General features: G+C 71.7%; 8 protein-coding genes. 4 read left to right on the forward strand and 4 right to left on the reverse strand.

The features are described from left to right. Positions 1-165: 165 nt before the first annotated feature. Positions 166-1,440, reverse strand: coding sequence for an extracellular solute-binding protein (locus ACFQ7Q_RS30245; protein WP_383560564.1), 1,275 nt, complete (start codon positions 1,438-1,440; stop codon positions 166-168). 337 nt (positions 1,441-1,777) lie between these two features. Between ACFQ7Q_RS30245 and ACFQ7Q_RS30250 the strand changes: the two genes are divergently transcribed. The 3 genes from ACFQ7Q_RS30250 (at position 1,778) to ACFQ7Q_RS30260 (ending at position 5,567) form a co-directional block, all read left to right on the forward strand. Beyond that, positions 1,778-3,505 carry an alpha-amylase family glycosyl hydrolase gene (locus ACFQ7Q_RS30250; RefSeq protein ID WP_383560566.1) on the forward strand — a complete coding sequence of 576 codons (1,728 nt, stop codon included), beginning with the start codon at positions 1,778-1,780 and terminating at the stop codon, positions 3,503-3,505. Positions 3,506-3,530: 25 nt separating this feature from the next. After that, positions 3,531-4,559, forward strand: a complete 1,029-nt coding sequence (locus ACFQ7Q_RS30255) for a LacI family DNA-binding transcriptional regulator (RefSeq protein WP_362371011.1) — start codon at positions 3,531-3,533, stop codon at positions 4,557-4,559. 93 nt (positions 4,560-4,652) lie between these two features. Next, the gene (locus ACFQ7Q_RS30260) at positions 4,653-5,567 is read left to right on the forward strand and encodes a phosphatase PAP2 family protein (RefSeq protein ID WP_383560568.1); all 915 of its coding nucleotides are present in this window, start codon (positions 4,653-4,655) and stop codon (positions 5,565-5,567) included. Here ACFQ7Q_RS30260 and ACFQ7Q_RS30265 read toward each other — a convergent pair. Together ACFQ7Q_RS30265 and ACFQ7Q_RS30270 are read right to left on the reverse strand one after the other, a co-directional pair. Continuing rightward, positions 5,551-7,119 (reverse strand): amidohydrolase, encoded by a 1,569-nt coding sequence (locus ACFQ7Q_RS30265; protein ID WP_383560571.1) that lies wholly within the window; start codon positions 7,117-7,119, stop codon positions 5,551-5,553. The genes ACFQ7Q_RS30260 and ACFQ7Q_RS30265 overlap by 17 nt on opposite strands. Continuing rightward, complete coding sequence (locus ACFQ7Q_RS30270) at positions 7,029-8,612, reverse strand: APC family permease (protein WP_383560574.1); 1,584 nt, start codon at positions 8,610-8,612, stop codon at positions 7,029-7,031. Before ACFQ7Q_RS30270 ends, ACFQ7Q_RS30265 begins: the two co-directional genes overlap by 91 nt. Before the next feature lie 104 nt (positions 8,613-8,716). Here ACFQ7Q_RS30270 and ACFQ7Q_RS30275 point away from each other — a divergent pair, with 104 nt between their 5' ends. After that, on the forward strand, positions 8,717-9,325 hold the full coding sequence (locus ACFQ7Q_RS30275; RefSeq protein ID WP_383560577.1) for a TetR/AcrR family transcriptional regulator: 609 nt from the start codon (positions 8,717-8,719) through the stop codon (positions 9,323-9,325). Positions 9,326-9,340: 15 nt separating this feature from the next. On the opposite strand, the gene ACFQ7Q_RS30280 is transcribed toward ACFQ7Q_RS30275, so the two are convergent. Then, positions 9,341-12,328 carry a bifunctional [glutamine synthetase] adenylyltransferase/[glutamine synthetase]-adenylyl-L-tyrosine phosphorylase gene (locus ACFQ7Q_RS30280; RefSeq protein ID WP_383560580.1) on the reverse strand — a complete coding sequence of 996 codons (2,988 nt, stop codon included), beginning with the start codon at positions 12,326-12,328 and terminating at the stop codon, positions 9,341-9,343. Positions 12,329-12,583: the final 255 nt, after the last annotated feature.

Genomic DNA, 12,583 nt, shown 5'->3' on the forward strand with positions numbered 1-12,583 from the left:
CGGGTGCGACCATCGCCCTGGCGTACCTGTGTGTGGTGTGGGAACGGCGCGCCTTCCCCCGGGGGGTGCCAGTACCAGGGTGGCGGCCGGGGGCGTCGTCGCCCGCGGCCTTCACCGCCGACTGGCTGCTGGTGTCCACAGCCATCAGCCGGCCTGCCTTCCTTGTTACTTCCAGTCCTTCAGGAGCTTGCGGTAGGCGTCACCCGTCGCCTTGGCGCCCTGCTCCGGGGTGGCCTGGTTCGTGAGGACCTTGGTGTACTCGGTCTGCAGCGGCGCGAAGAGGCTGCCGCCCTCGGGGATCCAGGGGCGCTCGACGGCCTTCTCGACGACCGGCTTGAAGAAGCCGATCATCTCGTTGCTCGCGACGTCCGGCTTGACGTAGACGGACTCGCGGGTCGGGAGCAGGCTGAGCTCCTTGGCGGCGGTGGTCTGCGCCTCGACGGAGGTCATGTACTCGACGAAGGCGTAGGAGGCGTCCAGGTTCTTGGAGCCCGCGTACACGGCGAGGTTGTGGCCGCCCTGCGGGGCGCCCTGGCCGGCGGAGCCGGCGGGGACCGGCGCGATGCCGAGGTTCGCCTTGTCGGCGAACTCCTTGCCCGCGTAGGTGTCGGCGACGGCCCACGGGCCGTTGATCATCATCGCGACCTTGCCGTCCTTGAAGGCGGCCTGCATGTTGTCCCAGCCGTTGGTCGCGTCGGTGATCGCGGCCTTCGAGTCGACCAGGTCCTTCACGGTGGAGAAGGCCTTCACGCCGGCGGCGTTGTCGATGGTGATCTTCTTCTGCTCGGCGTTGGCCATGTCGCCGCCCTCGCCGTAGAGGAAGGAGAGGAACCAGTAGGCGTCGTCGCCGCGCAGGTAGAGACCGGTCTTGCCGGTCTTCTCCTTGATCTTGGTGGCGACGGACTTGAGCTCGTCGACGCTCTTGGGGACGTCGACGCCGGCCTCCTTGAAGATCTTCTTGTTGTAGAAGATGCCCATGGAGTCGATGACCTGCGGCACGCCGTAGGTCTTGCCGTTGTACTTGGTGGAGGCGGACGCCTGCTTGAGGAAGTCCTTGTCGTCCTTCAGCGCGGCGGTGCCGTCGAGCGGCGCGAGGTAGCCGAGGTTCGCGAAGTCCGGGGTCCAGGCGACCTCGGAGCGGATCACGTCGGGGGCGCCACTGCCGGACTGGGCGGCGTTCTTGAACTTGTTCTGAGCCTCACCGAACGGCACGTTCACGTACTTGACGGTGACCTTGGGGTGCTTCTTCGTGAAGTCCTCGGCCAGCTTCTTGAAGACCTTGTCCTCGCTGCCCACCGTGGAGGTGTCCCACCAGGTCACGGTGCCGGAGAGCTCGCCCGAGCCCTTCGAACCGCCGCTGTTGCCGTCATCGCTTCCGCACGCCGCCAGGGTCACGCCCAGGGCCGCGACCAGCGCGGTGGCCGCTATGCCACGCCGCATGTGAACTCCTTCAACTGATCCCGGGGGGACGAGGGGCTGGAACCTGCCTCATGCGACCGCTCCCTCGCGGCGCGCCGGGTTGCCAGGAACGTAACAGGGATGAAAACGAGCCGAAAGAGCTTGCGAGAACTTTCTGCAAGGAGCGGGGATCGTTACATCGGCGTGTCCTGAAGGTTGCCGACGAGTCGCTTGACAGCGGGATACGAGGGCCTCTTGCGGGCTCCCGCACGGCCTGCAAACCTTTTCATCACCGCTTGCAGGCCCGTTTCATGTCCGCTTTGACCTCGTTGGGCAGGAAGACGACCCACATCCGGAACACGCGAGAGGGGCACCGCACATGGCCCACGAGCTCACCTCACCGTCGCCGTCGAACCTTGCAAGCCCTTGCGAAAGCCGCTCCGGCTGGTGGCGGGACGCCGTCATCTACCAGGTGTACGTCCGCTCCTTCGCCGACAGCGACGGCGACGGGATCGGGGACCTGCGCGGGGTGCGGGAGCGGCTGCCGCACATCGCCGGTCTCGGCGCGGACGCGGTGTGGCTGACGCCGTTCTACGCCTCCCCGCAGGCCGACGGCGGCTACGACGTGGCGGACTACCGGGCGGTGGACCCGCTCTTCGGGGACCTGGCGGACGCCGACGACCTGGTGCGCGCGGCGCACGGGCTCGGCCTGAAGGTCATCGTGGACATCGTCCCCAACCACACCTCGGAGCGGCACCCCTGGTTCGAGGAGGCGCTCGCCGGGACGGGCCGGGAGCGGTACGTGTTCCGGCCCGGCCGGGGCGCGGACGGCGCGCAGCCCCCCAACGACTGGGAGTCCGTCTTCGGCGGCCCGGCGTGGACGCGGGTGGCCGACGGCTCCTGGTACCTGCACCTCTTCGCGCCCGAGCAGCCGGACCTGGACTGGACGAACGAGGAGGTGCGGGCCGAGTTCGACTCCGTGCTCCGGTTCTGGCTGGACCTGGGGGTGGACGGCTTCCGGATCGACGTCGCCCACGGCATGGTCAAGGCGGAGGGCCTGCCGGACATCGGACGCGGGCAGCAGGCGAAGCTGATCGGCACCCAGCGGCTGCCCTTCTTCGACCAGGACGGGGTGCACGAGATCCACCGCGGCTGGCGCCGGCTCCTGGAGTCGTACGGCCCCGACCGCATCGGGGTGGCGGAGGCCTGGGCGCCGACGCCGGAGCGGCTCGCCCTGTACGTACGCCCCGACGAGCTGCACCAGGCGTTCAACTTCCAGTTCCTGAACTGTCCGTGGGACGCGGAGGAGCTGCGGTCCGTCGTCGACGCCTCGCTGCGCGCGACGGCCTCGGTGGGGGCGCCGACGACCTGGGTGCTCTCCAACCACGACGTGGTGCGGCACACCACGCGGTACGGGAGCCTGGAGCGCGCCCGGGCGGCGGCCCTGCTGATGCTGGCGCTGCCCGGCTCGGCCTACGTCTACCAGGGCGAGGAGCTGGGGCTGCCCGAGGTCGCCGACCTTCCGGACGAGCTCCGCCAGGATCCGGCGTTCTGGCGCGGCGACGGCCAGGACGGGCTGCGCGACGGCTGCCGGGTCCCGCTGCCGTGGTCGGCCGAGGGCCCGTCGTACGGCTTCGGTCCGGCCGGCTCCTGGCTCCCGCAGCCCCCGGAGTGGCCGGCCCTCAGCGTCGCCGCCCAGACCGGTGACCCGTCCTCGACCCTGGAGCTCTACCGGCGCGCGCTGCGGCTGCGCAGGGAGCATCCCGCCCTGGGCGCGGGCGACGCGGTGGAGTGGCTGGAAACCCTCCCGGAGGGGGTGCTGGCCTTCCGCCGCCGCTCCCGGGAAGGCGACGTGGTGGTCGTCCTCAACACGACGGCGCAGGAGGTGGTTCTTCCGCTCGCCGGGAGGCCGCTCCTGAGCAGCGAGCCCCGTGCCGCGGCGGCCGTGCGGGGCGGCGGCCCGGTGGCCGAAACCACCCGTGGCAGCAGGGGAAGCGGAGACTCCGGACCCGTACTCCCCTCCCCCGCGGGCGAGTTCACGGACCGCCCGGTCGATGGGCGCAACGTCCGGGTTCCCGCCGACTCCTGCGTTTGGTGGGCAATCTGACGTGCGACCGGTACAGTCCAATCCCATGACCGCGCGGCTTGCCGACATCGCAGCCCAGGCGGGGGTCAGTGAAGCCACAGTCAGCCGCGTGCTCAACGGCAAGCCCGGTGTGGCCGCGGCCACCCGTGAATCCGTGCTTGCCGCACTCGACGTCCTCGGATACGAGCGGCCCGTACGACTGCGTCAGCGCAGTGCCGGGCTCGTCGGGCTGATAACCCCCGAACTGGACAACCCGATCTTTCCCGCGCTCGCGCAGGTCATCGGGCAGGCCCTGACACGCCAGGGCTACACCCCCGTCCTCGCCACCCAGACCCCCGGCGGGTCCACCGAGGACGAGCTCACCGACATGCTGGTCGAGCGGGGCGTCTCCGGGATCATCTTCGTCTCCGGGCTCCACGCCGACACCACCGCCGACATGACGCGCTACGACCAGTTGCGCGGCAAGGGCGTCCCGTACGTCCTCATCAACGGCTTCTCGCCCAAGGTGCAGGCGCCCTTCGTCTCTCCCGACGACCGAGCCGCGATGCAGCTGGCCGTGACGCATCTGGCCGCGCTCGGGCACACCCGGATCGGGCTCGCCGTGGGGCCGAAGCGCTTCGTGCCCGTGCTGCGCAAGATCGAGGGGTTCCAGCGCGGGATGAAGGAGCGGCTCGGGCTCACGCCCGAGGAGTCCGAGAAGCTGATCCAGCACTCGCTCTACACCCTGGAGGGCGGGCAGGCCGCCGCCGGCGCCCTGATCTCCGCCGGCTGCACGGCCGTCGTGTGCGCGAGCGACATGATGGCACTCGGTGCCATCCGGGCCGCTCGCCAGCAGGGGCTCCAGGTCCCCAAGGACGTCTCCGTGGTCGGCTTCGACGACTCGCCCCTCATAGCGTTCACCGATCCGCCGCTCACCACCATCCGCCAGCCCGTGCAGGCGATGGGGCAGGCCGCGGTACGCGCCCTGCTGGAGGAGGTCGGGGGGACCCCGGCCCCGCACAGCGAGTTCGTCTTCATGCCTGAGCTGGTCGTTCGTGGTTCAACCGCTTCCGCGCCGCATCAGGGAAACCACTGAGCCAGGGCTCCGACTCAAGGTGGAGCGTGTGCGGCCCGAACCCGTCCGAGGGATGATCGGACGGGGGGCGTGGATCTGGCAGACTCTCCTCCTATGGGTGAATCGACCGTGAAGAGTTTGGAAGGCCGGACGGCGGCCGCCCCGTCACCCATGTCGGACGGTGGCGGAGTGCGGGCACGCCTGCGTGCGCCCCGGCGCCCCAGGATCTGGTTCGAGATCCTGCTGATCGGCGTCAGCTACTGGACGTACTCCCTCATCCGCAACGCGGTACCGGAGCAGAAGGCCCAGGCGCTGAAGAACGCCGACTGGATCTGGGACGTGGAGAAGTCCCTCGGGCTGGCCTTCGAGCAGACCGTCAACCATGCCGTCAATTCGGTGACATGGCTGATCGTGTCGATGAACTACTACTACGCCACGCTGCACTTCGTCGTGACGATCGGTGTGCTGGTGTGGCTGTACCGATGGCAACCGGGCCGTTACGCCGCGTCCCGTACGGTCCTGTTCGCCACCACCGGTGTGGCGCTGGTCGGTTACTACCTGTATCCGCTCGCGCCGCCCCGGCTGATGAACGGCCAGAGCTTCGTCGACACGGTCCTGGTGCACCACACCTGGGGTTCGATGGCCTCGGGCAACCTCAAGCACATGTCGAACCAGTACGCGGCCATGCCGTCGATGCACATCGGCTGGTCGCTCTGGTGCGGACTGATCATCTTCACCCTGGCCACGGCGCCCTGGGCGCGCATCCTCGGCCTGCTCTACCCCGCGGCCACCCTGGTCGTGATCGTCGCCACCGCCAACCACTTCTGGCTGGACGCGGTGGGCGGCATGATCTGCCTGGCCTTCGGCTTCGCCGTCTCCTACTTCTGGTACGGCGCGCTGCCCCAGCGTCTTCCCAAGCTGGTGGAAACGCCCGCACCGGTGGCGCAGGGCGGTCCGCCCCCGGGCTCCGAGAAGGAGCCGGCGACGGACCGCGCGCGTGCCTCGTCGCAGGTCAGCTCCGGTAGGTGATCCGGCCGCCGGCCGTCGTGAGCCGGATCGGCGCCTGTGCGGTCTCGTCGGCGGGCGCCGTCACCGGGTCGACCGTGAACGCGGTCAGATCGGCCCGGTACCCCGGGGCTATCCGCCCCGCGACCCGCTCCTCCCCCGCCGCGACCGCCGCATGCGTGGTCATGCCCTCCAGCGCCATGAGGCCGCTCAGGCCCGGACGGGCGGAGGCGGCGCCGCGCGGGGCCTGGGCGGTGGCCAGGACCTGACGGGCGTCGTGGTGGGCGATCGGCCAGTCCGAGCCGAGCGCGAGGTACGCGCCCGCGTCCCGCAGGTCCCGGCAGCGCCAGGCACGGTCCGCCCGCTCGTCACCGAGCCGCTTGGACCACTCGTCCGTGTGGTCGGCGCGGGTGTACGCGGTGTGCGGGGGCTGCATCGAGGCGACGACGCCGAGTGCGGCGAACCGGCCGAGCTCGCCGTCCGGGACGGTCTCGATGTGCTCGATCCGGTGCCTCGGGCCGCCGGCACCCAGTGCCGCCACGGTGTCGAGGACGTGCCGGACCGCCGCGTCGCCGATGGCGTGGGTGGCGGTGCCGACGCCGGCCTCGTGGAAGTGGCGCACGGCGGCGGAGTACGCGGCCGGGTCGGGCCAGAAGGCGTCGGTGCCCTGGCCGTGACAGTCGGCGTGCTCCAGCCAGGCGGTACCGCCCTCGACGGTGCCGTCCATGAAGAACTTCACCCCGCCGACCCGCCACAGCCGCCCGGACCGCTCCTGGAGCCGAACGAGCTCGTCCAGCTCCTCCGCGGTCGCGCCGGGCATGCACCAGGGCGCGAGACGGAGCCGTAGCGGCAGGTCGCCGTCGGCCTCCAGGGCGGTGAGCAGCCCGGGGACGTCCTGGCCGCCGAGGTCCATGACGTGGGCGCCGGTCAGTCCGGTGGCGGCCATGGAGGTGAGCAGCTCGACGAGCCGGTCGCGCCGCTCGGCGTAGGGCTGGGCGGGGAGCAGGGGCGTCATGAGGTCCATGGCGGCGTGCTCGATCAGATGGCCGGTGGGCCGTCCCTCGCCGTCGCAGACGATCTCGGAGCGCTGCGCGAAGGCGCGCGGACCGTGGATGCCCGCGGCCTTCAGGGCCGCCTCGCTGGCGAGGGCGGAATGGCCGTCGTAGAGCCGCAGGAAGGCGGGGGCGCCGCCGAGGACGTCCTCGACGAGCTCACGGTGGATCGGCCGGCCGCCGAAGACGTTGTGGTCGAGGGCGACGCCGACGATCCAGCCGTCGCGGCGCTCGGCCGTGGCGAGGGCCGCGCGCAGCTCGTCGAGGTCGCGTACGCCGGAGAGGTCGGTGCCCGTGAACATCTCCAGGCCCCAGACGGGGTGGCTGTGGGCGTCGGTGAGGCCGGGGGTGAGGGTGGCGCCGCCGAGGTCGACCGTCTCGGTGCCTTGACCGCGCCAGGCAAGGGCGTCGGTGTCGTCGCCGACGGCGGTGATCAGTCCGTCGCGGACGGCGACGGCAGTGGCGCCGGTGAGCTCGGGCTCGCGGACACGGGCGTTGACGAGGACGAGGTCGGGTGCGGACACGACGACGGTGCTCCTTCTGCGGGCTTCTCGGTTTCGGGCGCTGCGGTGTGGGGCTGCGCGGTCTCGGGTTCCGCGGCGAAGTTCGCGTAGACCTCGGGGCGCGTACGGCGCAGCCGGAACGCGAGCAGGAGCCCGAGGACGAAGACGGCGGGGACGAGGGCGAGCAGGACGGTGTTGACGGTGGCGGAGGCGCCGGTGAACAGCTCGACGTTGAGGGCGACGAGCGTGATCGCCCCGGCGAGCAGGACGAAGGCGGTGACGGGGGCGACCACGGTGCGCAGCGGGCCCTCGTCGTGGCTGATCCGGCGGAAGAACAGCGGCACGGCGAGCGCGGCGAGCAGCTGGAGGACCATCAGACCGATCATGCCGGGGGTGTTCACCCAGAGCAGGAGCTGCTGGTACGGGTCGGCTCCCGCGGCCGCGAAGGCGAGGACGACGGCCGCGCCGAGGGCGGTCTGCAGGATGCCGGCGAGGTACGGGGAGCGGTGACGGGGGTGGACGCGGCCGAGGGCCTCGGGCAGGACGCCCTCCTCGGCGAGCGCGAGCCCGTAGCGGTTGATCGCGTTGTGGAAGGCGAGGAGCGAGGCGAGGACGCTGGTGACGATGAGGATGTGCATCAGGTCGGCGGCCCAGGCGCCCACATAGGTGGTGATGGCGGCGAAGAAGAGGCCGCCGGGGTCGTCGGTCGCGGCCTGGACCACCTTGTCGTCGCCGAAGGCCTGGATGACGGTCCAGACGACGAAGGCGTAGAAGAGGCCGAGGAAGGTGACGGCGATGTAGGTGGCGCGGGGGACGGTCCGGTTCGGGTCGCGGGCCTCGCGGCGGTAGATGACGGTCGACTCGAAGCCGGTGAAGGCGGCGAAGGCGAAGGCGAGGACGGCCGCGGTGCCGGGGACGAGGACGTTGCCGGGCGTGAACGAGGCGAGGGAGAGCCCGTCGGCGCCGCCGTCGAGGAGCACACCGCCGGCGAGCAGGACCAGGATGCCGGTCTCGGCGACGAGCAGGACGCCGAGGAGCTTGGCGCCGAAGTCGATGGACCGGAAGCCGCCGTACCAGATGAGCAGGAGCCCGGCGAGGGAGACGGGCAGCCAGGGGATGTCGACGCCCCACAGGGCCTGCGCGGTGTCGGCGGTGGCGGTGCCGAGCAGTCCGTAGACGCCGATCTCCATGCCGTTGTAGCCGAGCATGGCGAGCAGGGCGGCGGCGATGCCGACGGGCTTGCCGAGGCCACGTGTGATGTAGGCGTAGAAGGCGCCGGCGCTCTTGACGTGGCGGCTCATGGCGGTGAATCCGACGGCGAAGACCGCCAGGGTGACGCCGGCCAGGAGATAGCCGGCGGGGGCGCCGATGCCGCCGAGGACGACGGCGATGGGGGCGACGCCGGCCATGACGGTGAGCGGGGCGGCGGCGGAGACGACGAAGAAGGAGATGTCGGCGGTGGAGAGGGTGCCGGCTCTCAGCCCCTTGGGCGCGTCGGAGGTGGATGAGGACATGGGAGGGGAAGCCCTTCCGCGAAAGGAAACCTAAAGGCTTTCGGTTTGCGGCAATGTAGCCTCCGTCACGGCGTACGGGAAGACCTCACAGAGAGAGCGGGAACATGGGACGGCCGCGGACCCCTTTGCTCGACCGGGAGCGCATCACCACGACGGCGCTCGAACTCGTCGACGAGCAGGGCGACTTCAGCGTCCCGCAGATCGCACGGCGACTCGGCACCCAGACCGCTTCGGTGTACCACCACGTGGACGGCCGGGACGGGATCGTGGAGCTCCTGCGCGAACGGGTCTGCGACGCCATCGACGGCGGCACGCTCGACCGAGACCCCTGGGACGCGGCCATGGCGGCCTGGGCCCGCTCCTACCGCGCCGCCTTCGCCGCGCATCCGCGGGCCATCCCGCTGCTCACCACGTCACCGGTCCGCGCGCCGAAGGTGCTCCTCCAGTACGAACGAGCCGTCGGCCGCCTCCTGGACGCGGGCTTCGCCCTGCCCGACGTCATGCCGGTGATCATCGCCCTGGAGAACCTGGTCCTCGGCTCGGCCCTCGACATGGCCGCCCCCGAGGCCATGTGGGAACTCGCCGACGAGACGGCCACCCCGAGACTCGCGGGCGCACTGGCCGCCATCGCCGACGGCCGCACGGACGCGGCCTTCGAGCTGGCGCTCGCGGGCTACCTCGCCCACTGCCGGAAGCTGCTGGACACCCGGTAGCGGCCCGGGTGAACGCTACGCCCCGTAGAACAGCTCCTCGACGACCGCGCGGGCCCGACGCGTGATGCGGCGGTAGTCGTCCACCATCTCGCCGACATGGCCCGGGGTGTAGCCCAGGTACCGTCCGACCGCGGCCAGTTCACGACCGTCCGACGGGAAGGTGTCCCCCGGGCGGCCGCGTACCAGCATCACCGCGTTGCGGACGCGGGTCGCCAGGACCCATGCCTCGTCGAGGATCTGGGCCTCCTCCGTGGGGAGCAGCTCCGCCGCGTGGGCGGCGGCCAGGGCCTCCCGGGTACGGGTGGTGCGCAGGCCGGGCTCGGCCCAGCCGTGCCGCATCTGGAAGAGCTGGACCGTCCACTCGACGTCGCTCAGCCCTCCCCGGCCGAGCTTGGCGTGGAGCGTCGGGTCCGCGCCGCGCGGCAGACGCTCGGTCTCCATGCGGGCCTTCAGACGCCGTATCTCCCGCACCGCGTCCTCGCCGAGCCCCTCGGCCGGGTAGCGCAGCGGGTCGATCAGCTCGATGAAGCGCGCGGCGAGGTCCGCGTCGCCCGCCATGGGCGCGGCGCGCAGCAGCGCCTGGCTCTCCCAGACCAGGGACCAGCGGCGGTAGTAGGCCTCGTACGACTTCAGCGTGCGGACCATCGGGCCGCTCTTGCCCTCCGGGCGCAGGTCCGCGTCGATGAGCAACGGCGGGTCGGCCGTGGGGACCTGGAGGAGTCTGCGCATCTCGGTGACGACCTGGTTCGCGGCCCGGGCCGCCTCCTGCTCGTCGACGCCCTCGCACGGCTCGTGCACGAACAGGACGTCGGCGTCGGAGCCGTAGCCCAGCTCGTTCCCGCCGAAGCGGCCCATGCCGATGACGGCGAACCGGGTCGGCAGCGTGTCGCCCCATCCCTCGCGCACGGCGGCCCGCAGCGCGCCCGCGATCGTCGCCGCGTTGAGGCCGGTGAGGGCCTGGCCGACCTGGTCGACCAGCGCGCCCGGATCCGCCTCGCGGGGGTTGTCCTCCGTCCCGTACGAGCCGATGAGATCGGCCGCCGCGGTACGGAACAGCTCCCGGCGCCGTACCCCTCGGGCCGCGGCGACCGCCTGCTCGGCGCCGTCGGCGCGGCCCACCGCCGCGAGGATCTCCTGCTCCAGGTGCTCGCGCCCGCGCGGCTTCAGACCCTCCGGGTCGCCCAGGATCGCCACCGCCTCGGGGGCGCGCAGCAGCAGGTCGGGGGCGAGCCGCCCGGCGGAGAGCACCCGCGCGAGGTTCTCGGCCGCCGCGCCCTCGTCGCGCAGCAGCCGCAGGTACCAGGGGGTCTTGCCGAGCGCGTCGGAGACCTTGCGGAAGCCCAGCAGCCCGGCGTCGGGGTCGGCCGAGTCCGCGAACCAGCCGAGCAGGACCGGCAGCAGCGTCCGCTGGATCGCGGCCTTGCGGGTGACCCCGGAGGAGAGTGCCTCCAGATGGCGCAGGGCGGCGACGGGATCGGCGTACCCGAGCGCTTCGAGCCGCTGTCCGGCGGCCTTCGGGCTGAGCCGGGTCTCGCCGGGGGTGAGCTGGGCGACGGCGTCGAGCAGCGGCCGGTAGAAGAGCTTCTCGTGCAGCCGGCGGACGACCGAGGCGTGCCGCTTCCACTCCTTGTTCAGCTCGGCGACCGGGTCGGTGCGCAGGCCGAGCGAGCGGCCGAGGCGGCGCAGATCGCTCTCGCCCTCGGGGACGAGATGGGTGCGGCGCAGCCGGTACAGCTGGATGCGGTGCTCCATGGCGCGCAGGAAGCGGTACGCCTCGTCCAGCTGGGCCGCGTCCGCGCGGCCGACGTAGCCGCCGGCGGCGAGCGCCGCGAGGGCGTGCAGGGTTCCACCGCTGTGCAGCGTGGCGTCGCCGCGTCCGTGCACCAGCTGGAGGAGCTGGACGGCGAATTCGACGTCCCGGAGCCCGCCGGGGCCGAGCTTCAGCTCGCGCTCGACCTGGGCGACCGGGATGTTGTCGACGACCCTGCGCCGCATCTTCTGCACGTCGGGTACGAAGTTCTCGCGCTCGGCGGCCTGCCAGACCAGCGGGGAGACGGCGTCGATGTACTCGGCGCCCAGCTCCGGATCGCCCGCCACCGCCCGCGCCTTGAGCAGCGCCTGGAACTCCCAGGTCTTCGCCCAGCGCTGGTAGTAGGCGAGATGGCTCGACAGGGTCCGCACCAGCGGGCCGTTGCGGCCCTCGGGGCGGAGGTTGGCGTCGACGGGCCAGATGGTGCCCTCGACGGTCGTCTCCGAGCAGATCCGCATGAGGTGGGAGGCGAGCCGGGTCGCGGCCTGCATCGCCTTGCCCTCGTCGGCGCCCTCGACCGCCTCGCCGACGAAGATCACGTCCACGTCGGAGACGTAGTTCAGCTCATGGCCGCCGCACTTGCCCATGGCGATGACGGCGAGGCGGCAGTGGGCCGCGTCGGCGGGGGCGGCGGTACGGGCGATGGCGAGCGCGGCGCGCAGCGTCGCGGTGGCGAGGTCGGCCAGCTCCGCCGCGGTCTGGGCGACGTCGGTGGTGCCGCAGACGTCCCGGGCGGCGATGGCCAGGAGACAGCGGCGGTAGGCGACCCGCAGGGTGACCGCGTCGACCGCCTCGGCGAGGCCCCGCTCGAACTCGGCGACCCCGGGGTGCAGGTCGGCGGCCTCGTAGGTGACGAGGGCCTGCCAGTCCTTGGGGTGCCGGGTCAGATGGTCGGCGAGCGCCTCGGATGCGCCGAGCACGCCGAGGAGCCGGTCCCGGAAGGGCTTGGCCGAGAGCAGCGTGGAGCTGAGGGTCTGGCGCTCCTCGTCGGGCTGTGCCTCGACCAGCCGGACCAGGCCGCGGAGGGCGAGGTCGGGGTCGGCGGTCGCCCCGAGGGCGTCGAGGAGCACGGAGTCGTCGCGCAGCGCGGCGAGGTCGGGAACGTCGAGCAGACTCTCGGCGGCGGACGGGTCGGTGAACCCGTGCCGCAGCAGCCGGGTGAAGGTACTGCCTCTGCGCCCCGGCACCGTCATTCCGCGACTCCCTCCACCCATCCGCCGGCCGCTCTTCCGAGGGGCCTTGATCGAGCCTAGCCGGAGCGGCCGACGCGGTCGCCTTGAGGGGCAGAACTGTCGAAATAGGGCATAACACCCCACTCTGCACCTTCGTTTCGCAGAGGATCACACGTGATGTCACGCACATTGCTCACTATTCGCGGCCGATGAACCGTACTCCTTGAAAGTCCCTCTTCCTGGCCGAAGCACCGCCCCGGCCCTGTTCGTCCTTCG

It is taken from the genome of Streptomyces sp. NPDC056527, assembly GCF_042794475.1.
Taxonomy (GTDB): Bacteria; Actinomycetota; Actinomycetes; order Streptomycetales; family Streptomycetaceae; genus Streptomyces.